22 protein-coding genes are annotated in these 23,917 nt (G+C 64.0%); 20 read left to right on the top strand and 2 right to left on the bottom strand.

Going from position 1 to position 23,917, the window contains the following annotated elements:
* Positions 1-25: 25 nt before the first annotated feature.
* From rseP to lpxB, 7 genes are all read left to right on the top strand, one after another.
* A complete protein-coding gene (rseP, locus tag EO99_RS0122385) occupies positions 26-1,150 on the top strand; it encodes an RIP metalloprotease RseP (protein ID WP_029620799.1) in 1,125 nt (374 codons plus the stop codon).
* A gap of 188 nt (positions 1,151-1,338) precedes the next feature.
* Complete coding sequence (gene bamA / locus EO99_RS0122380) at positions 1,339-3,675, top strand: outer membrane protein assembly factor BamA (RefSeq protein WP_029620798.1); 2,337 nt, start codon at positions 1,339-1,341, stop codon at positions 3,673-3,675.
* 52 nt (positions 3,676-3,727) lie between these two features.
* Positions 3,728-4,792 carry a UDP-3-O-(3-hydroxymyristoyl)glucosamine N-acyltransferase gene (gene lpxD, locus EO99_RS0122375; RefSeq protein ID WP_029620797.1) on the top strand — a complete coding sequence of 355 codons (1,065 nt, stop codon included), beginning with the start codon at positions 3,728-3,730 and terminating at the stop codon, positions 4,790-4,792.
* On the top strand, positions 4,785-5,252 hold the full coding sequence (gene fabZ / locus EO99_RS0122370; RefSeq protein ID WP_029620796.1) for a 3-hydroxyacyl-ACP dehydratase FabZ: 468 nt from the start codon (positions 4,785-4,787) through the stop codon (positions 5,250-5,252). The genes lpxD and fabZ overlap by 8 nt, the downstream gene beginning before the upstream one ends.
* Positions 5,249-6,064, top strand: coding sequence for an acyl-ACP--UDP-N-acetylglucosamine O-acyltransferase (gene lpxA, locus EO99_RS0122365; protein WP_029620795.1), 816 nt, complete (start codon positions 5,249-5,251; stop codon positions 6,062-6,064). The genes fabZ and lpxA overlap by 4 nt, the downstream gene beginning before the upstream one ends.
* Positions 6,065-6,067: 3 nt before the next feature.
* Positions 6,068-6,952: an LpxI family protein gene (locus EO99_RS0122360; protein WP_029620794.1), complete on the top strand. Its 885-nt coding sequence runs from the start codon at positions 6,068-6,070 to the stop codon at positions 6,950-6,952.
* Positions 6,949-8,124 (top strand): lipid-A-disaccharide synthase, encoded by a 1,176-nt coding sequence (lpxB, locus tag EO99_RS0122355; protein ID WP_029620793.1) that lies wholly within the window; start codon positions 6,949-6,951, stop codon positions 8,122-8,124. The genes EO99_RS0122360 and lpxB overlap by 4 nt, the downstream gene beginning before the upstream one ends.
* A gap of 36 nt (positions 8,125-8,160) precedes the next feature.
* Here lpxB and gltA read toward each other — a convergent pair whose 3' ends face one another.
* Complete coding sequence (gene gltA, locus EO99_RS0122350) at positions 8,161-9,450, bottom strand: citrate synthase (protein WP_029620792.1); 1,290 nt, start codon at positions 9,448-9,450, stop codon at positions 8,161-8,163.
* A 272-nt stretch (positions 9,451-9,722) separates the two neighbouring features.
* Here gltA and EO99_RS0122345 point away from each other — a divergent pair, with 272 nt between their 5' ends.
* A complete protein-coding gene (locus EO99_RS0122345) occupies positions 9,723-12,224 on the top strand; it encodes a ComEC/Rec2 family competence protein (protein WP_081852166.1) in 2,502 nt (833 codons plus the stop codon).
* Here the strand turns inward: EO99_RS0122345 and lexA are convergent.
* Positions 12,205-12,921: a transcriptional repressor LexA gene (gene lexA / locus EO99_RS0122340; protein ID WP_029620790.1), complete on the bottom strand. Its 717-nt coding sequence runs from the start codon at positions 12,919-12,921 to the stop codon at positions 12,205-12,207. The genes EO99_RS0122345 and lexA overlap by 20 nt on opposite strands.
* Before the next feature lie 155 nt (positions 12,922-13,076).
* Between lexA and EO99_RS0122335 the strand changes: the two genes are divergently transcribed.
* The 12 genes from EO99_RS0122335 to lpdA all read left to right on the top strand — a co-directional run bounded on the left by EO99_RS0122335 (position 13,077) and on the right by lpdA (position 23,874).
* Complete coding sequence (locus EO99_RS0122335) at positions 13,077-13,946, top strand: VOC family protein (RefSeq protein ID WP_328286612.1); 870 nt, start codon at positions 13,077-13,079, stop codon at positions 13,944-13,946.
* Between the two features lie 4 nt (positions 13,947-13,950).
* Positions 13,951-14,799 (top strand): 3-deoxy-8-phosphooctulonate synthase, encoded by an 849-nt coding sequence (gene kdsA, locus EO99_RS0122330; RefSeq protein ID WP_029620788.1) that lies wholly within the window; start codon positions 13,951-13,953, stop codon positions 14,797-14,799.
* Between the two features lie 94 nt (positions 14,800-14,893).
* A complete protein-coding gene (gene eno / locus EO99_RS0122325; protein WP_029620787.1) occupies positions 14,894-16,168 on the top strand; it encodes a phosphopyruvate hydratase in 1,275 nt (424 codons plus the stop codon).
* A 140-nt stretch (positions 16,169-16,308) separates the two neighbouring features.
* On the top strand, positions 16,309-16,626 hold the full coding sequence (locus EO99_RS0122315) for an FtsB family cell division protein (protein WP_029620786.1): 318 nt from the start codon (positions 16,309-16,311) through the stop codon (positions 16,624-16,626).
* 150 nt (positions 16,627-16,776) lie between these two features.
* Positions 16,777-17,823, top strand: coding sequence for a pyruvate dehydrogenase (acetyl-transferring) E1 component subunit alpha (pdhA, locus tag EO99_RS0122310; protein WP_029620785.1), 1,047 nt, complete (start codon positions 16,777-16,779; stop codon positions 17,821-17,823).
* Positions 17,824-17,841: 18 nt separating this feature from the next.
* Positions 17,842-19,272, top strand: coding sequence for a pyruvate dehydrogenase complex E1 component subunit beta (locus EO99_RS0122305; protein ID WP_029620784.1), 1,431 nt, complete (start codon positions 17,842-17,844; stop codon positions 19,270-19,272).
* A gap of 12 nt (positions 19,273-19,284) precedes the next feature.
* Positions 19,285-19,578: a hypothetical protein gene (locus EO99_RS0122300; protein WP_029620783.1), complete on the top strand. Its 294-nt coding sequence runs from the start codon at positions 19,285-19,287 to the stop codon at positions 19,576-19,578.
* 1 nt (position 19,579) lies between these two features.
* Positions 19,580-20,935, top strand: a complete 1,356-nt coding sequence (locus tag EO99_RS0122295) for a pyruvate dehydrogenase complex dihydrolipoamide acetyltransferase (protein ID WP_029620782.1) — start codon at positions 19,580-19,582, stop codon at positions 20,933-20,935.
* A 129-nt stretch (positions 20,936-21,064) separates the two neighbouring features.
* The gene (locus tag EO99_RS0122290; protein WP_029620781.1) at positions 21,065-21,307 is read left to right on the top strand and encodes a hypothetical protein; all 243 of its coding nucleotides are present in this window, start codon (positions 21,065-21,067) and stop codon (positions 21,305-21,307) included.
* Positions 21,308-21,380: 73 nt separating this feature from the next.
* Positions 21,381-22,019, top strand: a complete 639-nt coding sequence (locus EO99_RS0122285) for an SGNH/GDSL hydrolase family protein (protein WP_029620780.1) — start codon at positions 21,381-21,383, stop codon at positions 22,017-22,019.
* 90 nt (positions 22,020-22,109) lie between these two features.
* The gene (locus EO99_RS0122280; RefSeq protein ID WP_029620779.1) at positions 22,110-22,349 is read left to right on the top strand and encodes a YdcH family protein; all 240 of its coding nucleotides are present in this window, start codon (positions 22,110-22,112) and stop codon (positions 22,347-22,349) included.
* A 79-nt stretch (positions 22,350-22,428) separates the two neighbouring features.
* On the top strand, positions 22,429-23,874 hold the full coding sequence (gene lpdA / locus EO99_RS0122275; protein WP_029620778.1) for a dihydrolipoyl dehydrogenase: 1,446 nt from the start codon (positions 22,429-22,431) through the stop codon (positions 23,872-23,874).
* Positions 23,875-23,917 lie beyond the last annotated feature (43 nt).

Below are 23,917 nucleotides of genomic sequence, written 5' to 3'. Positions count from 1 at the left end.
CAAGAATGACTGAACGGAATCTGCAATGGCGATCATCGGACTGCTCACGGGCTATATCATCCCCTTCATCATCGTCCTGTCGGTGCTGGTCTTCGTTCACGAGATGGGCCACTACCTGATCGGCCGCTGGTGCGGCGTTCGGGTCACGGCCTTCTCGGTCGGTTTCGGCCCGGAACTGGTCGGTTTCACCGATGGCCACGGCACCCGCTGGAAGCTGTCGGCCATTCCGCTGGGTGGCTATGTCAAATTCTTCGGCGACGACGACGCGGCAAGCATGCCCGATTCGGCCAGTCTTGCTGGCCTCAGTGAGGCAGAGCGCAGCCAGACGCTGGCCGGCGCCAAGCTCTGGAAGCGCGCCGCAACCGTCGCCGCGGGCCCGATCGCCAACTTCCTGCTGGCGATCGCCATCTTCGCCGTGCTGTTTTCGACCTACGGCAAGATGATCTCCGATCCGGTTGTCGCGGAAGTGCGCGCCGAAAGCGCTGCTGCTGCTGCCGGCGTCGAGCCGGGCGACCTGCTCGTGGCGCTCGACGGCCAGGAGATCGTCACCTTCGACGATGTCCGTCGCTATGTCGCCGTCCGCCCGGAGACGCAGATCATCGTCACCGTCGAACGGAACGGCCGGCAGATCGACCTGCCGATGACGCCGATGCGAACGGAGATCACCGATCAGTTCGGCAACAAGATCGAGCTCGGCCAGATCGGCATCGTCACCAATGCCGAAAGGGGCAATTTCCGCCAGCAGACCTTCTCGCCGCTTGCCGCGGTGGGCGAGGGCGTGCGCGAAACCGGCCACATCATCACCGGCACCTTCAACTATCTCGGCAATATCTTCACGGGTAGGATGAGTGCCGACCAGATCGGCGGTCCGATCCGCATCGCCGAGACGACGGGCCAGATGGCAAGCCTCGGCTTTGCCGCGGTGCTCAACTTCGCCGCCGTCATCTCCGTCTCGCTCGGGCTGATGAACCTGTTTCCCATCCCCGTGCTCGACGGTGGCCACCTGCTCATGTACGCTCTTGAAGCGGTCCGGGGACGGCCGCTGAGCCCGCGTGTGCAGGAGGTCGTTTTCCGCTTCGGGCTTGCCATGATTCTGACGCTGATGGTGTTTGCGACCTGGAACGACACCTTCGGCCGCTGGATGGGCTGATTTTGATTAAAACTGTTTGTTTACCGTCTTTTGAACTCTGCGTGGCATGGCAGCCACGCCTTCGTGTGAAGTAAACAGAATTTAACGCCATGCCTTGCTTGTAAGGCAAAAGAAGGTAAAACGACACACGTGTGGCCGGAGTCGGGCTCCACCCGCTGCGGGACAACGGAAAAAGGTAAGAATTGAAAATGAAGGCTGGTTCGAAGTTTTTGAACGCAGTGTCGGCGTTTGCGCTGTCTGCTAGTGTTGTTGCATCCGGCGCCGGGGTATCGGTGCTTGCTTCGGCATCCGTCGCAGAAGCGGCCGTCATCCGCAGCGTTCAGGTTCGCGGAGCCGAGCGGGCCGGCGAAGAGGCTGTTCGCGCCAATCTCACCATTCAACCAGGTGTCAGCTTTACCAACGTCGATATCGACGAGTCGGTGAAGCGGCTGTATTCGACGGGTTATTTCTCCGACGTCCGCATCGCGGTTTCCGGCAGCACGCTCGTCGTCAGCGTCAGTGAAAATCAGCTCGTCAACCAGGTCGTCTTCAACGGCAACCGCAAGATCAAGGACGACAAGCTGGCTGCCGTCGTGCAGACCCAGCCGCTTGGCCCCTACAACCAGGAACTGGTCAACTCCGACATCGAGCGCCTGAAGGAGGCCTATTCCGCTATCGGCCGCAGCGACATCGAGGTCACGACCCAGGTCGTTCCGGTCGGTCAGGGCCGCGTCAACCTTGCCTTCGTTGTCAACGAAGGCGATCGCACCAAGATTTCGACCATCAATTTCGTCGGCAACCAGGCCTATGGCGACGGACGTCTCCAGTCGGTGATCCTGACGAAGGAGTCGGGCCCGCTGTCGTTCCTGACCCGCAAGGATGTCTACAACCAGGACAAGATGCGCGCCGACGAGGATGCGCTTCGCCAGTTCTACTACAACCACGGCTATCCGGATTTCCGCATCATCTCGTCCGACGCGGTGCTTGATGAGGCGTCGAACCAGTACACGATCACCTTTACGGTCGAAGAAGGCCCGCGCTACCAGTTCGGCGAGATCGTCGTCGAATCGACGGTCGATGGCGTGAACTCGGAAGATCTTCAGGGTCTGGTGCGGACCCGCGCCGGCGACACCTACGATGCAGCCGATGTCCAGAAGTCGATGGAAGCCATTTCGCAGCGCGTCGCTTCCGCCGGCTATCCGTTTGCCCGGGTAACCCCGCGCGGCAATCGCGACTTCAACAACCAGACGGTCGGCGTCTCCTATCTCGTCGACCAGGGCGAGCGCGCCTACGTCGAGCGGATCGACATCCGCGGCAACACCCGCACGCGCGACTATGTCATCCGTCGCGAGTTCGATTTCAGCGAAGGCGATGCCTTCAACCAGCAGATGGTCACGCGGGCAAAGCGCCGGCTTGAGGCTCTCGGCTACTTCACCACCGTCAACATCTCGACGGCTCCCGGCTCTGCATCCGACCGCGTCGTGGTCGTCGTGGATGTCGTGGACCAGCCGACCGGCTCCTTCGGTATCGGCGCCGGCTATTCGGCGGGCGGCGATGGCCTGATCCTCGAAGCGTCGATCGAAGAGAAGAACTTCCTCGGTCGCGGCCAGTTCATCCGCGTTGCCGTCGGTGGCGGTCTTGATGATGCGCGCAGCTACTCGCTGTCGTTCACCGAGCCCTACTTCCTCGGCTACCGCCTGGCGGCCGGCTTCGATCTCTTCAAGAGCCAGACCTCGTCGGAAGACTACTACGACTATGACGAGCAGGGCGTAACGCTGCGTGTCACGGCGCCGATCACCGAAGATCTGGCGACGACGTTCCGCTACACCTACAAGGAAATCGAATACACCGGCGACGGTGCCTGGGACGTGGGCACCAATCTGTCGGAACCATACCGGGATCTGATCCGCCAGGGCGATTTCGTTCAGTCCTCCGTTTCCCAGACGCTGACCTACAACACGCTCGACAGCACGACGCTGGCGCGCGAAGGCATCTATGCGACGGTGACCCACGAGTATGCCGGCCTCGGCGGCGACTCGGAGTTCTACAAGATCTACGGACGCGCCCGCTACTACCACCTCCTGTCCGACGAAGCCGACATCATCGGCTCGGTGGCCGTGGGCGCTGGGCATGTTATGGGCACCGGCGACTCGCTCAACGTCTTCGATCAGTTCATGGTCGGCGGCCGTCAGGTTCGCGGCTTCGAGAACAACGGCATCGGTCCGCGCATGGCCAATGGCGACGCGCTCGGCGGCACCACCTATTTCACGGCTTCGGCTGAGGTGACGGCCCCGATGCCGGCCTTCCCTGAGGACTTCGGTCTTCGTGCCGCGCTCTTCGCGGATGCTGGCACCCTCTACGGTAACGACGTTGCCAACAGTGCAGGCGCCGTCGGTACCGACATGTCCTGGCGCGCGTCGGTCGGTGCAGGCATCCAGTGGGCATCGCCGTTCGGGACGATCCGCGTCGACTACGCAATGCCGGTCGTCAAGGAAGACTTCGACGAGGAGCAGCAGTTCCGGTTCAGCATGGCGAACCAGTTCTGATCTCCGCCGACCAGAACTGCGGTCAAAATCTGTTCTGGAGCTGATCGACCTGATGGAATCCAACGACTTTTTTCCGCCCCACGATGGGATAGGCCTGCGTGAGCTGGCCTCCCATCTGGGGGCTGAACTTCTTGATGATACGGCGGGCAACCGCCGTATCCGCTCTGTCGCGCCCGTCGCAAGGGCAGGCGAGGGAGATATCTGCTATATCCTGTCGCGCAAGGCGCGCGGCGACCTGGAAAGCTGCAACGCGTCTGCCATTCTTTGCGACGAAGCGCTCCGCCCGATCATTCCCGATCACATACCGGTTCTCCTGACGCCGAAGCCCCACGCGGCATTCGCGGTGGCAGGTGGCCTTCTCCACCCGATTGCCCTGCGTCCTCCGCGGATCCTGTCCGATGCTGCCGGCGTTCACCCGGCTGCTTTCGTCGATCCGACCGCGCGTCTCGAGGAGGGCGTCGAGATCGAGCCCATGGCCGTCATCGGTGCCCGTGCCGAAATCGGCGCCGGAACGCGCGTTGGCGCAGGCGCCGTCATCGGCGCCGACGTCAAGATCGGCCGCAACTGCACGGTCGCTGCTGGCGCGAGCATCATCGCGGCCCTCATCGGCAACAATGTCATCGTCCACAACGGCGTGCGCATCGGTCAGGATGGGTTCGGCTACGCGCCGGGACCCCGGGGCATGATCAAGATCGTCCAGGTCGGGCGGGTCATCATCCAGGATGACGTCGAGATCGGCGCCAACACGACGATCGACCGCGGCACCATGGACGATACCGTCATCGGCGAAGGCACGAAGATCGACAATCTGGTTCAGATCGCCCACAACGTTCGCATCGGTCGCCATTGCGGGATCGTCAGCGGTGTCGGTATCGCCGGTTCGACCACCATCGGCAACGGCGTGATGATTGGCGGCGCCTCCGGCGTCAACGGTCACATCACCATCGGCGACGGCGTGCAGATCGCGGCGATGAGCGGCGTCATGGCCGACGTCCCCGCAGGTGCGCGCTACGGTGGCGTGCCGGCAAGGCCGCTCAAGGATTTCCTGCGCGATGTTGCCGAGTCGATGACGCGGTCGGACGAGCGGGCGAAGCGTAGAGGAGACAGGAATGAGTGAAGAATCCGGCGCGACGCTCGGAACCGCCGATATTCTCGAGGTCATGAAACTGCTGCCGCATCGGTATCCGTTTCTGCTTGTGGACCGGATCATCGAAATCGATGGCGACGATTCGGCCATCGGCATCAAGAACGTCACGGCGAACGAGCCCCATTTCACGGGCCATTTCCCGGACCAGCCGATCATGCCGGGCGTCCTTCTCGTTGAAGGCATGGCGCAGACGGCCGGCGCCATCTGCGCGCGCAAGGAAGGCGAGGGTGGCAATCTGGTCTACTTCATGACCATCGACAACGCCCGCTTCCGGCGTCCCGTGGTGCCCGGCGATCGCGTCGAGTTTCACGTCAAGAAGCAGAAGCAGCGCGGCAATATCTGGAAGTTCCACTGCGACGCGATCGTCGATGGCACGCTGGTTGCCGAGGCAGACATCGGCGCCATGATCCGCCGCAAGGAGGGAGCATGAGCACGGTCGCCGCCACCGCCCGCATCCATCCGATGGCGGTGATCGAGGACGGCGCCGTGATTGGTGAAAACGTGTCCGTCGGGCCGTTCTGCACCATCGGCGCCCATGTGGTGCTGAAGGATGATGTGCAGGTGATCTCCCATGCCGTTGTCACCGGCAGGACTGAGATCGGTCGCGGCAGCAAGATCTTTCCGATGGCCGTGATCGGCGGCACCTCCCAGAGCCTCCACGAGGCCGGCGAGGGTTCGACGCTGACGGTGGGTGAAGGCTGCACCATGCGCGAGGGTGTGACCATCAACACCGGCACGGTCGGCGGCGGCGGCAAGACCGTGGTCGGCAACAACTGCCTGCTCCTGGCCAATTCGCACGTTGCCCATGACTGCATTCTCGGCGACGGCATCATCATGTCCAACAATGTCATGCTGGCCGGCCACGTCCGGGTCGATGACCGCGCCATCCTCGGCGGCGGCTGCGCCGTGCACCAGTTCGGACGCATCGGCCGTCACGCCTTCATCGGCGGGCTGTCTGCGGTCAGCTATGACGTCATTCCCTATGGCATGCTGAACGGCAATCCGGGCGTGCTCGCCGGCCTCAATGTCGTCGGCATGAGCCGTTCGGGCATCGAGCGGGCGACGATCCACATCGTGCGCCGGGCCTTCAAGCAGATCTTCGAAGGCGAAGGCAATATCCGCAGCAATGCCGCCGCCATTCGCGACGACTACGCCGATTGCAAGGAAGTGATGGAAATCCTCGATTTCATCGCCGCCGACAGCGATCGCGCCCTCTCTTCGCCCCACCGCGGCAAAGCCTGACGCATGGCAGCCCCCGCGCGGCCCGAGAGACACGGGCGGCTTGCCATTGTCGCCGGCTGGGGACATCTGCCGCTCTACCTTGCCGAAGCCGCGCGGGCAGCCGGGGAAGACCCGGTCATCATCGCTCTGGCCAACGAGGCGAACCAGACCTTTTCCGGATACGACATGGTCACCGCGAATGTCGGCGATCTCGCTGGCATCGAGCGGTTCATGCGTCAGAAGGGTGTCGACCGCGTCGTCATGTCGGGAGCCGTCAGGCGTCGCCCCGACTGGCGTGATATCCGCCCCACCTTCAGAACGCTGGTCAAGGTGCCGGCCGTCGCGCGCACCCTGCTGTCGGGGGGCGACGACGCCCTGCTGCAGATGGTGATCCGGCTCTTCGAAGGCATGGGATGCCGTGTCATCGGCGCCCACGAGATTGCTCCCGGGCTTCTGGCCCGAACCGGCGTCCTGACCACCGCGACACCCTCCGCCGATGACCTGCGTGACGTCGAGGAAGCCATCAAGGCCGCCCTGGCGCTCGGCGAACTCGATGTCGGCCAGGGTGCGGTCAGTGTCGGAGGACGCGTGGTCGCGCTGGAAGGCGCAGAGGGAACCGACCGGATGCTCGAGCGCGTTGCCCTGCTGCGCGACGAGGGACGGATCTCGCGGCGGCGCAGGGGCGTTCTTGTCAAGCTCTGCAAGCCGCAGCAGGATGTCCGGGCCGATCTGCCGGCCATCGGCATGTCCACGGTCACCAATGCCGCCAGGGCCGGTCTGGCCGGCATTGCCGTCGAAGCCGGTCGTGCGCTGGTGCTCGACGAAAAGGCGGTGATCGCCGCGGCCGAGGATGCGGGACTGTTCGTCTGCGGCATCGATACGAAGCTTCCGAGAGGAGGGCTGGAATGACCGATACTGTTCTCAAGGTCGCTGTGGTCGCGGGGGAAGTCTCCGGCGACCTGTTGGGGGGCGATCTCGTCGCCGCCCTGAAGGCTGCCCATGGCGGTCCGGTCGAACTGACGGGCGTTGGCGGCGACGCCCTGCAGGCCGAAGGCCTCCGCTCCCTGTTCGACTTCTCTGAACTCTCCATCATGGGGCTGACGCAGGTCCTGCAGCGCCTGCCGCAGCTGATGCGCCGCATCCGCCAGACCGCGGATGCCGTCATCGCGGCCCGACCGGATGTGCTCGTCATCATCGACAGCCCCGACTTCACCCATCGGGTGGCCAAGCGGGTGAGGGCGGCCCTGCCGGATCTGCCGATCGTCGATTATGTCTGCCCAAGCGTCTGGGCCTGGAAGGAATACCGGGCCAGGGCCATGGTGCCCTATATCGATCACGTCCTGGCCGTGCTGCCGTTCGAGCCTGCGGCGATGGAGCGTCTGGGCGGGCCGCCGACGACCTTCGTCGGTCACCGGCTCACCAGCGACCCGAAAATCGCCAGGGTGCGTGCAGCCCGTTTGGAGCGGCCGCTGAAGCAAGCCGACGACCAGACGACCATCATGCTGCTCCCCGGGTCGCGTTCCGCCGAGATCCGCGAACTGTTGCCGATCTTCGGCGCGGCGGCCGCGGAATTTGTCAACCGCAATGGCCCGACGCGGTTCGTGCTGCCGACGGTCCCGCGCCAGGAGGCACTGGTTCGCGAAATATCTGCCTCCCTGCCGATCTCTTCGGAGATCAGCGTCGCGGCCGAGGACAAATGGGCCGCCTTCGCCGAAGCCGATGCGGCGATTGCCGCCTCCGGCACGGTGATCCTCGAGCTGGCGCTGGCGGGCGTCCCCGTCGTCTCCGCCTACAGGGCCGACTGGCTGATCACGATGATGTCGAAGCGCATCAAGATCTGGTCCGCCGCACTGCCGAACCTGATTGCCGATTACCCGCTGATCCCGGAATACATCAATGAAATGGTGCGCCCCGGCAGCCTGTGCCGCTGGGCCGAGCGGCTGTCGTCCGACACGCCGCAGCGCCGCGCGATGATGGACGGCTTCGACCTCACCTGGCAGCGCCTGCAGACCGGGGTGCCGCCCGGCGAGGCGGCGGCCGGCATCGTTCTCGAGATGGTGGACAAAAAAAGGCCCGGTTGATCACCGGGCCTTTTTTCTTGGCAGTTGGCTCGTCGCTTAGCGCTTCGAAACCGGAAGGTAGTCGCGCTGTGCCTCGCCCGTGTAGAGCTGGCGCGGACGGCCGATGCGCTGCTGCGGGTCTTCGATCATTTCCGCCCACTGGGCGATCCAGCCGACGGTCCGGGCGAGCGCGAAGAGCACCGTGAACATGGTGGTCGGGAAGCCCATCGCCTTCAGCGTGATGCCCGAGTAGAAGTCGATGTTCGGGTAGAGCTTCTTCTCGATGAAGTACTCGTCGGTCAGCGCGATGCGCTCCAGCTCCATGGCGACCTGCAGCAGCGGATCGTCCTTGTGGCCGAGCTCGTTCAGAACCTCATGCGTGGTCTTCTGCATGATCTTGGCGCGCGGATCGTAGTTCTTGTAGACCCGGTGGCCGAAGCCCATCAGACGGAACGGATCGTTCTTGTCCTTGGCGCGGGCGATGTATTCCGGGATGCGGTCGACGCTGCCGATTTCCGACAGCATGTTGAGCGCGGCTTCGTTGGCGCCGCCGTGGGCAGGGCCCCAGAGGCAGGCGATGCCGGCCGCGATGCAGGCGAACGGATTGGCGCCGGACGAACCGGCAAGACGGACCGTCGAGGTGGAGGCGTTCTGCTCGTGGTCGGCGTGCAGGATGAAGATCCGGTCCATGGCACGCGCCAGAACCGGGTTCACCTTGTACTCTTCACATGGCACGGCAAAGCACATGCGCAGGAAGTTCGACGCATAGTCGAGATCGTTCTGCGGATACACGAACGGCTGGCCGATGTGGTACTTGTAGGCCATCGCAGCGATCGTCGGCATCTTGGCGATCATGCGCAGCGAAGCGACCATGCGCTGGTGCGGATCAGTGATGTCTGTGGAGTCGTGGTAGAAGGCCGAGAGCGCTCCGACGCAGCCGCACATGACGGCCATCGGGTGGGCGTCGCGGCGGAAGCCGGTGAAGAAGCGGCTCATCTGCTCATGCACCATGGTGTGGTGCGTCACGCGATGGTCGAAGTCCTTCTTCTGTGCTGCCGTCGGCAGTTCGCCGTAGAGAAGCAGGTAGCAGGTTTCCAGGAAGTCGCCGTGTTCGGCCAGCTGCTCGATCGGGTAGCCGCGGTGCAGAAGGATGCCTTCATCGCCATCGATGAAGGTGATCTTCGATTCGCAGGAGGCCGTCGACGTGAAGCCGGGGTCGTAGGTGAAAGCTCCGGTCTGCTTGTAAAGACTGCCGATGTCGACAACGTCCGGCCCCAGCGTGCCCGACTTGACGGTGAGATCGACGTGCTTGTCACCCAACACCAGATTTGCGCTTCTATCCGTCATGTGATCCTCCAACCTGTTGGCGGCGTGGCGTCCCAAAACGCCACAAGAAATAAGCGTATCGTGTAGCTATATGATCCGGCGGCTGCTGCCAAGCACTGCTGATGTCTAATTGTGCACTGCCGAAATCACTTCTGCCTCCCATGCTGGAATGGGGTTAAGAAACAGTCATTATGCGGTCCGCCAGAGTGCTTCGGGCAGCCCGACACATGCGCGGGTTGCATTTTTTCGCTGGCGGTTGCATGCTTCGAAGCTGTCGCCGGGACGGGCCGCCGATGCCGCAGGAAAGGGTGCTTCTCGAGAAGTGGGAGGCGGACGAGGCGCCCTCGCTCCGCGAGGCAAACGGCTTGCTTCCGGTTCCTCAGGCACCCGCCACGGACCTGGCGGATACGCAGCTGGATGGCGTCGACCGATGGGCAGCCACTCGCAAGCGCTGGCGTGTGGATCTCGCCCGCGACCGGTTCGTCCTGCGCCTCACAGCCATGGTCGAGGAGGAGAGAGCCCATGGGCACATGTTCCTCTTCTGCCCGGTGCTGATCGGCATCGGCGCGATGGCCTGGTTCTCCTCTCCCGTCGATCCGCCCGCCGTCGCCATCCTGGCGTGCCTCGGGGTGTTCACGCTCGTCGTCATCGTCGCCAGGGCGCGATCGGGTATCCTCCCGCTCGTCCCGCTGACGCTGGCCCTGCTTCTGGCGGGGGCCGGGCTGGCGCAGGTGGAGACCTGGCGCCGGTCGACCCTTCTTCTCGACTCGCCCGTGACGACCCTGGTGACGGGCGAGGTAGAACGGCGGGAGGCCGCAGGACCGGGACGGTGGCGCTACATCATCCGGCTCGCCGCCACGGCCGACCCGGTGATCCGCCGCCCGCCCGAGCAGGTCGTGCTGCTGGCGCGCTCCCGGCACGTCCCGTTCGAGGCAGGAGAATGGATCAGCGGCCGGGCGCGCCTCTCGCCGCCCTCGGGTCCGGCGCTGCCGGGCCTCAATGATTTCGCCTTCAGCGCCTATTTCGACGGCATCGGCGCCGTCGGCTTCTTCTATGGCGCACCCCTTCGTTCCGCGGAGCCGCGGCGTCCTGCAGGCGCAGCGTCAGGCGGGCTGGAGCGGCGCATCTTTGCCCTTCGCGGCGCGATCGCCGAGCGGATCCGGGCGACCGTGCCGGGTGACGCCGGCGCCTTCGCGGCCGCCATTGTCACCGATGAGAGACGCGCGATCTCGCAGGAGACGACGGAGGCGCTGCGCATTTCCGGCCTTGCCCATATCGTCGCCATCTCCGGCCTCAATATGGCGCTCGCCGCCGGCATCTTCTTCGTCGGGCTGAGGACGATCCTGGGCTGGTTTACCGGCTTCGCGCAGGCCTGGCCGGTCAAGAAGATCGCCGCTTTCGGCGCGCTGCTGATGGCGACCGCCTATTACCTGATCTCGGGTTTCGCCATCTCGGCGGAACGCGCCTATCTGATGATGTCGGTGATGCTGATCGCCGTCTTCTTCGACCGGATGGCGATCAGCCTGCGCAATGTCGCGATCTCCGCGCTCGTCATCCTCGCCATGTCGCCCTCGGAAATCCTGGGGCCGAGTTTCCAGATGTCCTTTGCCGCAACGGTCGCGCTGGTTGCCGGCTATGCGGTCTGGAGCCGGCGAGCGGCCGACGCCGAGGCGACGTTCTTTCCGCCGCTCAAGGGCCGATGGGCCGTCGCCACGACCGGCTGGCATTTCATGGTCGGCATCTTCGTCACCTCCCTGATCGGCGGACTGTCCACGGCCATCTACTCCATGGAGCACTTCCACCGCCTTGCGGGCTACGGCCTGGCGGCAAACCTCGCCGTGATGCCGATCATCTCCTTCATCGTCATGCCGGCCGGTCTCGTCGGCATGCTGCTGATGCCCTTCGGGCTGGACGCTCCCTTTCTGACGCTGATGGGCCACGGTCTTTCCGCGGTGATTGCCGTGGCAAACCACGTGGCCGCCTGGGGCGGCGACGTCCCCGTCGGCCGCCAGCACCCCTGGTTCCTGGCAATCGCATCGGCCGGTTTCCTGCTGCTGGCGCTGCTGCGCACGCGTTTGCGGCTCGTTGGCCTGCCGCTTCTGGTGCTGGCCTTCCTGCTGAGCTGGCACGCGCAGCGACATCCCTCGGGCGATCTTCTGGTGGCGGAGGACGGTGCCCTCGTGGCGCTTCTCGGGCCGGCTGTTGCCACCAACCGTGCCCGCCCGCCGGACTTCATCTTCGATCAATGGCAGCGGGCGCTGCGGCTGGAACAGCCGCTAGCGCCGAAGGTGTCACCATCCGGAGATATCGCGGCGATTTTGGTCAGTGACCCTCCCGACCGGCTGCCCCTGGATCCGGATCAGCTGGCACAGGTCCGCACAGCGATGCGCGAGATGGCCCGGGTGGCGGAGGAGAGCAGGGGGCTCTTCCATTGCATGCCGAAAGCCTGGTGTCTGGCCGTCACGACCGAGGGAGCGTTGGTTGCGGTGATGGAGGACGGCCGGCTCACCGGCATCGGCTGTGATCTGGCGGCGGTCGTCGTTGCACCCCGCGCCCGCTTCGACCACTGCTACTCCGGTGCGCTACTGATCAGCGGCAAGGCGCTGCGAAAGACCGGCGCTCTGGAGATCCGCTTCAGCGGCAGCGAAGACATGCGGCGCTGGCAGGCGACTGCGGCGATGCGCGGTATAGACCGCCCCTGGACCCGCCATCGCCACTACGAATGGCGCAGCGACAGCTTTGACCCAAGTCTTTCCGAGTCGCTCTCGATGCTGCTCAGTGGTAGCGGCGGATGAGGCCGACGAGCTTGCCCTGAACCTTGACGCGGTCCGCCGGCAGGATGCGGGTTTCGTAAGCCGGGTTGGCGGCTTCCAGCGCGATCGAGGCGCCGCGGCGACGGAAGCGCTTCAGCGTGGCTTCCTCGTCGTCCACCAGGGCAACGACGATGTCGCCGGGTCCGGCCGTCTGGCCGTTGCGGATGATGACCGTGTCGCCGTCGAGGATGCCGGCCTCGATCATCGAATCGCCCTTCACCTCCAGCGCGTAATGTTCGCCTGGTCCCAGCATCTCGATCGGAACGGAAATATCGTGGGTATTGTTCTGGATGGCCGAGATCGGCACGCCGGCGGCGATGCGGCCCATCACCGGAACGGTCGCGCTGCCGCCCTCGTCGTTGGCGGCCCGCGCCGCAGGGGCGGGTACCGGCTTCGTCTTGCCGAGGCTGCCCTCGATGACGCTCGGCGAGAAGCCGCGACGCGGTTGCAGGCTGCTGCTGTAGGCCTCCGGCAGCTTGATCACTTCCAGCGCCCGGGCCCGGTTGGGCAGGCGGCGGATGAAGCCGCGCTCCTCGAGCGCCGTGATCAGCCGGTGGATGCCCGACTTCGAGGCCAGGTCCAACGCATCCTTCATCTCGTCGAAGGAGGGCGGTACGCCCGATTCCTTCATCCGTTCGTGAATGAAGAGAAGCAGTTCCTGCTGTTTGCGCGTGAGCATCGTGGCCCCTTCGGTGTGAAACAAATACGGAACAGACTGTATCTGTTCCACATGTGTTCCGCAAGGGTCAAAATTTCCGTCGAATTGCGCAGACGCCCCTTCCGGAAGAGGGCATAGCACGCTCTCATGAGGTCCGTATCCCGAGAGGAACCATGATGAACATCCGCAGCATCGATCACCTGGTCCTGCCCGTGTCCGGGCTGCCGCAGGCGCGCGCAGCGCTCCAGCGCCTGGGCTTCACGGTCGCCCCGGATGCCCGCCATCCGTTCGGGACCGAAAACGCCTGCGTGTTCCTGGAGGACGGCGCCTATCTGGAGCCGCTCGCCGTCGCCGACCGCGCGACCTACGACCGGTCGTCCGACACCGGCAATGTCTTCACCGCCCGCGACCGGCAGGTGCGCCGCATCTTGCCCGATGCCGGATTGTCCGCCGTCGTGCTGGCAACCGCTGATGCCGTCGCGGAAGATGCCGGCTATCGTTCGGAGGGCGTATCTGCCGGAGAGATCCTGGAGTTTTCCCGCAAGCTGTCGCTGCCCGAGGGTGGAGAGGTTACCGCGAGCTTTCGACTGGCCTTTGCCGCCGACGAGCGTTCGCCGGCTTTCTTCCTGTTTTCCTGCCAGCGGATCAACGCGCTCCCCCGCGACATCGGCGCCCTGGCGCGCCATGCCAACGGCGTCTCGGGCCTGCGGGAAATCGTGCTGGCTGCGGCTCGACCGGCGGAGGAGTGTCACCTCCTGGAGACGGTGCTGGCGGCGCAGGGCATGCGCCAGGGTGATTCCATCGTGTTCCAAACCCGCAACGGCATTCTGCGGGTCATCGAGGATCAAACGCCGCCCGACGCTTCCTCGTCCGACCGGGGCGCGATACCCGGCCTGCGCGGGCATTCGGTGGTCTTTGCCGTCGCCGATCTCGCCGTGACAGAGGCGGTCCTTGCTGCTAATGACGTGCCGTTCCTGCGCCGGGACAACCGCCTGATCGTGGCGGAGGCCACCGGGCAGAAAGTGGTATTTGCCTTCGAGGAGTAATGCGATGGACGTGAGCCCGAATTCTGAGGTCTATGCGGGCGAGGGCGCCGGCCGTGTGCTCTTCTCGCAGACGGCACGCTTTTCCCTGATTGCCGGCCCCTGCCAGATGGAGAGCCGCGACCATGCCTTCATGGTCGCCGGCGTGCTGAAGGAACTCTGCGGCAAGCTCGGCATCGGGCTCGTCTACAAGTCGTCCTACGACAAGGCGAACCGCACCTCCATCTCCGGCAAGCGCGGCATCGGCTTGGAGAAGGCGATGGAAGTCTTCGCCGACCTGAAGACGGAGTTCGGCTTCCCCGTCCTCACCGACATCCACACCGAGGAACAGTGCGCGCTGGTGGCGCCGACGGTCGACATCCTGCAGATCCCCGCCTTCCTCTGCCGCCAGACCGATCTCCTGATCGCCGCCGCAAAGACGGGCCGCGTCATCAACGTCAAGAAGGGCCAGTTTCTCGCCCCCTGGGACATGAAGAACGTGCAGTCGAAGTTCCTGGCCAGCGGCAATCCGAACGTGCTTCTGTGCGAGCGCGGCGCCTCCTTCGGCTACAACACGCTGGTCTCCGACATGCGCTCGCTGCCGACCATGGCGGCCATGGGCTCGCCGGTCATCTTCGATGCGACTCACTCGGTGCAGCAGCCGGGCGGCCAGGGCGGCTCGACCGGCGGCCAGCGTGAGTTCGTCGAGACGCTGGCGCGGGCGGCCGTCGCCGTCGGCGTCGCCGGCCTCTTCATCGAGACCCACGAAGATCCCGACAATGCCCCCTCGGACGGGCCGAACATGGTGCATCTGAAGGATATGCCGCGGCTGCTGGAAAAGCTGCTCGCCTTCGACGCCGTCAGCAAATCCGCCTGATCGCGGATTGGCGCCGAGATTGTAATTTGCCTGTCATCGATTAAGAGACATTGTCGATGACCGATGGGCCTTAAGCTTACCTCAGGGAGAGATCATGACTGCCATTACCGACATCGTCGCACGCGAAATCCTCGACAGCCGCGGCAACCCGACCATTGAAGTCGATGTGTTTCTGGAAGACGGCAGCATGGGCCGCGCCGCGGTTCCCTCTGGCGCCTCGACCGGTGCCCACGAGGCGGTCGAACTGCGTGACGGCGGCAAGCGCTATCACGGCAAGGGCGTCGAGAAGGCGGTGGAAGCCGTCAACACCGAAATCTTCGATGCCATCGGCGGCTTCGATGCCGAAAGCCAGATTCATATCGACCAGACGATGATCGCGCTCGATGGCACCGCCAACAAGTCGCGCCTCGGCGCCAATGCGATCCTCGGCGTATCGCTCGCCGTCGCCAAGGCTGCCGCCGATTCGTCCGGCCTGCCGTTCTACCGCTATGTCGGCGGCGCGAGCGCCCATCTCCTGCCGGTGCCGATGATGAACATCATCAACGGCGGTGCCCATGCCGACAACCCGATCGACTTCCAGGAATTCATGATCATGCCGGTCGGCGCGGAAAACATCCGGGAAGCCGTGCGCATGGGTTCGGAAGTCTTCCATATCCTGAAGAAGGAACTGGCGGCGCAGGGTCACAATACCAACGTCGGCGACGAGGGCGGCTTTGCGCCGGGCCTGAAGAGCGCGCCGGAGGCGCTCGACTTCATCATGAAGTCGATCGAGAAGGCCGGCTACAAGCCGGGCGACGACATGTGCCTGGCGCTCGACTGCGCCTCGACCGAGTTCTTCAAGAACGGCAAATACGAGATGGAAGGTGAAGGCCGCACGCTGGAGCCGGAAGCCATGGCCGACTACCTCGCCGAGCTCGCCGGCAAATACCCGATCATCTCGATCGAGGACGGCATGGCCGAGGACGACTGGGACGGCTGGAAGTATCTGACCGACAAGATCGGCAGCAAGTGCCAGCTGGTCGGCGACGACCTCTTCGTCACCAACTCCGCCCGCCTGCGCGACGGCATCAAGATGGGCGTCGCCAACTCCATCCTCGTCAAGGTCAACCAGATCGGCACGCTGACGGAAACGCTCGACGCCGTTGAGACGGCGCACAAGGCTGGCTACACCAGCGTCATGTCGCACCGCTCGGGCGAAACGGAAGACTCCACGATCGCCGATCTCGCGGTTTCCACCAACTGCGGACAGATCAAGACCGGCTCGCTGTCGCGCTCCGACCGGCTGGCCAAGTACAACCAGCTGATCCGCATCGAGGAAATGCTCGGTCCCCAGGCGGCCTACGCCGGTCGCTCGATGATCCGGGCATAATACGCCGCCTCGCGGCCTCCACGTTTTTGAAAAGCCCGGCTTGTCCGGGCTTTTCTGCATCCAGCGCAGGGTCAACGATTGCTTAAGCAAGTTCTGGCAGTTTGAGGCATTCGTAATGCGTTGCAGGATGTCGCTCGGGTATGTGGACCAAGCATCACAAAGAAAGAAAACTGGGCCGTTTCGTCCTTCCGCTCATCACTGTCGCCTTCCTCTCCTATTTCGGCTACCATTCGCTCAACGGAGACTTGGGGCTCGTGGCGACGGAGAAGTTCGAGCGCCAGCGACTGGAGCGCGTGGCGGAGCTGGGTCAGCTGACGGAGAGGCGCCGCGAGCTGGAGCGCCAGGTTCAGCTTCTGAGCGACGGCTCTCTCGAAAAGGACATGCTGGACGAGATCGCCCGCTACCAGCTGAATGTGTCGCGTGACAACGAAATCGTCATATTCAACAACTACTTCTAGATTAACTTGATCTAGGTTAATCTATTTTTCATTAATGATATCATCGGGTTGTGCCGAATGTGTGCCATGCATTTATGGCATTGCTGGGGTGCTGTTTCTTCCCTATGGTAGCGCTCAGAAATGACACATGCAGCACAGAGGGAGGGATCAATGGCGCCGAACAAGACCGCGTCTGCATCCGGCCGCAAATCCGCGGCAAAGCCTGCACGAAAAGACTTCAACGGTGGCACCTACGCCGAATTCGACAAGGACCAGGAGGTCAAGGCCTACCGCGACATGCTGCTCATCCGGCGTTTCGAGGAAAAGGCCGGCCAGCTCTATGGCATGGGCTTCATCGGCGGCTTCTGTCACCTCTACATCGGCCAGGAAGCGGTCGTCGTCGGCATGCAGATGTCGCTGAAGGAAGGCGATCAGGTGATCACCGGCTATCGCGACCACGGCCACATGCTGGCAACCGGCATGAGCGCCCGTGGCGTCATGGCCGAGTTGACGGGGCGTCGGGGCGGCTATTCCAAGGGGAAGGGCGGCTCCATGCACATGTTCTCCAAGGAAAAGCAGTTCTACGGCGGCCACGGCATCGTCGGTGCCCAGGTCTCGCTCGGCACCGGTCTTGCCTTTGCCAACAAGTACCGCGGCAATGACAGCGTCTCCACCGCCTACTTCGGCGACGGCGCGGCCAACCAGGGCCAGGTCTACGAAAGCTTCAACATGGCGCAGCTCTGGAAGCTGCCGATCGTCTACGTGATCGAGAACAACCGCTACGCCATGGGTACCTCCGTGTCGCGCGCCTCGGCCCAGACCGATTTCTCGCAGCGCGGCGCCTCCTTCGGTATTCCCGGCTTCCAGGTCGACGGCATGGATGTCCGCGCCGTCAAGGCGGCCGGTGACGAGGCGGTCGAGCACTGCCGGTCCGGCAAGGGTCCGGTCATCCTCGAGATGCTGACCTACCGCTACCGCGGCCATTCCATGTCCGACCCGGCGAAGTACCGCTCCAAGGACGAAGTGCAGAAGATGCGTTCGGAACACGACCCGATCGAGCAGGTGAAGATCCGCCTGATGGACAAGGGCTGGGCGACGGAAGAGCAGTTGAAGGCGATGGACAAGGATGTCCGCGACATCGTCTCCGACTCGGCCGACTTCGCGCAGTCCGATCCGGAGCCGGATACCTCCGAGCTCTACACCGACATTCTGCTCTGATCAGGGGAGGGACACCCAATGCCAATCGATATCCTCATGCCCGCCCTTTCCCCGACCATGGAAGAAGGCACCCTCAGCAAATGGCTGAAGAAGGAGGGCGACACCGTCACCTCCGGCGACGTCATTGCCGAGATCGAAACCGACAAGGCGACGATGGAAGTCGAAGCCGTCGATGAAGGCGTGATCGGCAAGCTGCTGATCTCGGCCGGCACCGAGAACGTCAAGGTCAACACGCCGATCGCCGTCCTGCTGCAGGAAGGCGAAAGCGCCGACGCCATGTCTGCGGAAAAGCCGGCCCAGCCGGAAGCGCCGAAGGCCGATGCCGACACCCCGGCCGCGACCTCGGATGCCGCCGGCGGCAAGGCCCGCGAAGCCAAGGACGAGCCCGCCTCTTCCGCCGACAGCAAGGTGCCTGCCGCGCCCAAGGTCGATGTCGCTGCCGATCCGGACATCCCGGAAGGCACCGAGATGGTGTCCACCACGGTGCGCGAAGCACTGCGCGATGCCATGGCCGAAGAAATGCGCCGCGACGAGAGCGTCTTCGTCATGGGCGAGGAAGTCGCCGAATATCAGGGTGCCTACAAGGTCACCCAGGGGCTGCTGCAGGAATTCGGCGCCCGCCGCGTCGTCGACACGCCGATCACCGAGCACGGCTTTGCCGGCGTCGGCGTCGGTGCGGCCATGTCCGGCCTGCGCCCGATCGTCGAGTTCATGACCTTCAACTTCGCCATGCAGGCGATCGACCAGATCATCAACTCGGCCGCCAAGACGCTTTATATGTCCGGTGGCCAGATGGGCGCCCCCATGGTGTTCCGCGGTCCCAACGGTGCCGCCGCCCGCGTCGGCGCCCAGCACAGTCAGGACTATGCCGCCTGGTACTCCAGCATTCCGGGCCTCAAGGTCGTCATGCCGTACACGGCAGCCGACGCCAAGGGCCTGCTGAAGGCGGCGATCCGCGATCCGAACCCGGTCATCTTCCTGGAAAACGAAATCCTCTACGGCCAGTCCTTCGACGTGCCGAAGATGGATGACTTCGTCCTGCCGATCGGCAAGGCGCGCATCCACAAGACCGGCAAGGACGTCACCATCGTCTCCTTCGGCATCGGCATGACCTATGCCACCAAGGCGATGGCCGAACTGGAGAAGGACGGCATCGACGTCGAACTGATCGATCTGCGCACGCTGCGCCCGATGGATCTGCCGACGGTGATCGAATCGGTGAAGAAGACCGGTCGCCTCGTCACCGTCGAGGAAGGCTACCCGCAGAACTCGGTCGGCACCGAAATCGCCACCCGTGTCATGCAGCAGGCCTTCGACTATCTCGACGCGCCGATCCTGACGATTGCCGGCAAGGACGTTCCGATGCCCTATGCCGCCAACCTCGAGAAGCTGGCTCTGCCGACCGTCGGCGAGGTCGTGCAGGCGGTGAAGACCGTCTGCTACAAGTAAGGGGTCTGGCTGATGCCTAAATCGACCGTAAAGCAGATCCTGCCGGTTTCGGGTTCGTGGTTCCGGGTGCTGGGAACGAAGGACAATCCGGTTCTGGAAAAGATTGTCTTCTGGGCCCTGGTGAACACTGAAAAGACGGACGTGATCGTCGGCGTTCCGCGCCAGGAATTGGGCGTGATCGGTGCCGTTGACGGTTGGCTCGAGGACGTTGCCGGCTATATCGAAGTGCCTGCCGAGGATGTCGATCGGTTGATCCAGCATCCGGAAGAGCTGGCGCAGTTCGAACTCGTGTGGGCGGAGGAATAATATGCCGATCAACATCACCATGCCCGCCCTGTCGCCGACCATGGAAGAGGGCAACCTCTCCAAATGGCTGGTCAAGGAGGGCGACAAGGTTGGCCCCGGCGACGTGATCGCCGAGATCGAGACAGACAAGGCGACCATGGAAGTGGAAGCCGTGGATGAAGGCACCGTGGCGAAGATCGTCGTCCCGGCCGGCACCGAAGGGGTCAAGGTCAACGCCCTGATCGCCATCCTCGCCGACGAAGGCGAGGACGTGAAGGACGCCGCCGCCTCCGGTGGTGCCTCGGCGGAAGCGCCGAAGCAGGCCGAAGCCAAGGCGGACGCACCGAAATCCGAGCCGGCAAAGCCGCAGGCCGAGCAACCTGTCGCCGACACGCCGCCGGCACCCTCGACGCCTGCACCGAAGGCTGCATCCGGCGAACGCATCTTCGCCTCGCCGCTGGCCCGCCGTCTCGCCAAGGACGCCGGTCTCGACCTATCGGCCGTGTCCGGCTCCGGTCCGCATGGTCGCGTCGTCAAGGCCGATATCGAGAAGGCCGTCTCCTCCGGAACCGGCAAGGCAGCCGCGGCAGCTCCGCAGGCCGCCGCCGCTCCGGCACCCGCCAAGGGCGCTTCGGACGACGCCGTCCTGAAGCTCTTCGAGGAAGGCTCCTACGAACTTCTGCCACATGACGGCATGCGCAAGACGATTGCCTCGCGCCTGCTGGAATCGCACCAGACGGTGCCGGCCTACTTCGTCTCGATGGACTGCGAGATCGACGCGCTTCTGAAGCTTCGCGCCGAGATCAACAAGTCGGCGCCGATGCGCAAGACGGACAAGGGCGACGTCCCGGTCTTCAAGCTGTCGGTCAACGACTTCGTCATCAAGGCCATGGCGCTGGCGCTGCGCGACGTTCCGGCGGCAAACGCCTCCTGGACCTCGACGGCGCGGCTCATGCACAAGCATTCGGATGTCGGCGTCGCCGTCTCCATCCCGGATGGCCTGATCACGCCGATCATCAAGAAGGCGGAGCAGAAGACGCTGTCGATCATCTCCAACGAGATGAAGGATCTGGCCCGGCGTGCCCGTGACAAGAAGCTGAAGCCCGACGAATACCAGGGCGGCACCACGGCCGTCTCCAACCTCGGGATGTTCGGCGTTGCGAACTTCACCTCCATCATCAACCCGCCGCATGCCTCGATCGTATCGATCGGCGCTGGCGTCGAGAAGCCGGTGGTGAAGAACGGCGAGATCGCGATCGCCACGGTGATGACGGCGACCTTTGCCTTCGACCACCGCGTCATCGACGGAGCGCTCGGCGCTGAACTCGCCGCCGCCTTCAAGCGCCACGTCGAGAACCCGATGGGCATGCTGGTATAATGAACTGACCCTTCCCCTTTGGGGGGAGGGTGTCCCGCTCCGGCATTGGACGTGCCGGATCGTGACTTTTGGTGCGATGATCTCCATATCTTGGGTGAGGTGAAGACAGAGGTCCTCAAGGAGCGTCAGATGACCGATGAACCTGTTGACATCATCATGCCGATGCTGCGGGAAATGCGCGGCGAGATGCGCGAGATGCGCGGTGAAATGCAGGGCATGAAGCAGCAGCTTGATAAGCTGGAGAGCGGCCAGAAGACCATTCGTCAGGCGCTGACCGCCGACACCATGATGTCGAAGTTCGTGACCGGCGATTTCGAGGAGCGGATCTTCGAACTGGAGCGCAAGGTGGAAGCGCTCACCAAGGGCAAGTAGGAGCCGCGGCAATCGGGTGTTCCCGACTGTCGCCAGCCGCAGGACGGCGGGGAATGACTGGCGTATGGAGACTATGAAGACCGTCCTCTGCTTCGGCGACTCGCTCACCTGGGGTTACGACGCCGAGACGCTCGGGCGTCACCGGTTCGAGGATCGCTGGCCAAGCGTTCTGTCGGCCGCGCTCGGCCCGGAGGTGAACGTCATCCCCGAGGGGCTGAACGGCCGCACCACGGGCTATGACGATCATCTGGCCGATTGCGAGCGCAATGGCGCCAAGTCTCTCCCGACGGTGCTGCACAGCCACATGCCCATCGATCTGGTGGTCATCATGCTCGGCTCCAACGACATGAAGCCGGCGGTGGCCGGTCCGGCGTTTGCAGCCCGCCAGGGCATCCAGCGGCTGGTCGGTCTGGTGCGCCACCACGAATGGTCCTTCGACTACGAGACGCCGGACATCCTGATCGTCTCGCCGCCGCCGCTCTGCGAGACCGCCAACCCGGTGTTTGCCGCGATCTTCGCCGGTGGGGTCGAGCAGTCGCAGATGCTGGCCTCGCTCTACCGTGATCTCGCCGACGAAATGGGCTGCGGTTTCTACGACGCGGCCTCGGTGGCCCGGACCACGCCGCTCGACGGCGTGCACCTGGATGCCGAGAACACGCGCGCGCTCGGCAGGGGGCTTGAGCCCATCGTTCGCATGATGCTTGGAATTTAACGCCAATCTGGCAAGGAGTTGACCACGATCAAAGAATAGGCGGGCGTGTCCTCTATGGCTGATCCTCGAACAGACAAGAGGAGACGGACCATGTCGAACACACCCCACGAAATTCAGGATGAGTTTCCGGAATACGTGGGCAAGATGCACGAGCTGAAGGTCAGCGACGAGCATTTCGCCCAACTGCTTGAGGATTACCGCGACGTCAACCGCGCCATCCATCGGGCAGAGACTGAAGTGGAGCCGGTTGCCGACACGCATATGGAAGATATGCGCAAGCGGCGGATGGTTCTGAAGGACGAAATTTACGGGATGCTGACACGGGCCTGAGGCCATCGTGCTTCATCCCGCGGGGTGAGGGCCCGGCCGCCGGCCGGGCCTGCCTCGTCAGAAGAGGAGATGAAGGCCCGTGTCCAACGCTTATGACGTCATCATCATCGGCTCCGGCCCCGGCGGCTATATCGCCGCCATCCGTGCAGCCCAGCTCGGCATGAAGGTTGCCGTCGTCGAGCGCGAGCATCTCGCCGGCATCTGCTCCAACTGGGGCTGCATCCCGACGAAGGCGCTCCTGCGCACCGCCGACGTGATGCACACCGCCAGCCACGCCAAGGATTACGGCCTGACGCTCGAAGGCACCATCAAGCCCGACGTCAAGGCGATCGTCGCCCGCTCGCGCGGCATCGCCAACCGCATGAACAGCGGCGTCGGCTTCCTGTTCAAGAAGAACAAGGTCGACATCATCTGGGGCGAGGCGAAGATCACCAAGCCCGGCGAAGTCGTAGTCGGCAAGATCTCCAAGCCGATCGTCCAGCCCCAGGGTCCGGTGCCGAAGAACACGCTCGGCGAGGGCACCTATACCGCCAAGCACATCATCGTCGCCACCGGCGCCCGTCCGCGCGCACTGCCCGGCATCGAGCCCGACGGAAAGCTGATCTGGACCTATTTCGAGGCGATGAAGCCGGAGGAAATGCCGAAATCCCTGCTCGTCATGGGCTCGGGCGCCATCGGCATCGAGTTTGCCAGCTTCTACCGCACCATGGGCGTCGAGGTTACAGTCGTCGAGATCATGAAGCAGGTCATGCCGGTCGAGGACGAGGAAATCTCTGCGATTGCCAGGAAGCAGTTCGAACGTCAGGGCATGAAGATCCTGCTCGAAGCCAAGGTCGCCAAGGTGGTCAAGGGCGCCAATTCCGTCACCGCCACCATCGAGCTGAAGGACGGCAAGACGCAGGAAATCACCGCTGACCGGATGATTTCCGCCGTCGGCGTGCAGGCCAACATCGAGAACATCGGCCTGGAAGCCGTCGGCGTGAAGACCGACCGCGGCTTCATCGTCATCGACGGCTACGGCAAGACCAATGTCCCCGGCATCTATGCCATCGGCGACGTCGCCGGTCCGCCGCTGCTCGCCCACAAGGCCGAGCACGAGGCGGTCATCTGCATCGAGAAGATCGCCGGCCTGCCGAATGTCCATCCGATGGACAAGCTGAAGATCCCGGGCTGCACCTACTGCCATCCGCAGGTCGCCTCCGTCGGCATCACCGAAGCCAAGGCGAAGGCCGAGGGCAGGGAGGTCCGCGTCGGACGCTTCCCCTTCGTCGCCAACGGCAAGGCGATTGCGCTCGGCGAGGACCAGGGTCTGGTCAAGACCATTTTCGACAAGAAGACCGGCGAACTGCTCGGCGCCCATATGGTCGGCGCGGAAGTGACCGAGCTGATCCAGGGCTTCGTCGTCGCCATGAACCTGGAGACGACCGAGGAAGACCTGATGCACACGATCTTCCCGCATCCGACCATCTCGGAAACGATGAAGGAAAGCGTCCTCGACGCCTACGGGCGCGCGCTGAACGCCTGAGCTGACGAGAGATGCCGGGGCTTGTTCCAGGTCCCGGCATCGC

The organism is Pseudorhizobium marinum, assembly GCF_000705355.1.
Classification (GTDB): Bacteria; Pseudomonadota; Alphaproteobacteria; order Rhizobiales; family Rhizobiaceae; genus Neorhizobium; species Neorhizobium pelagicum.
Note: the sequence above shows the minus strand (reverse complement) of the source record. Positions and strands in the feature narration are given on the sequence as shown.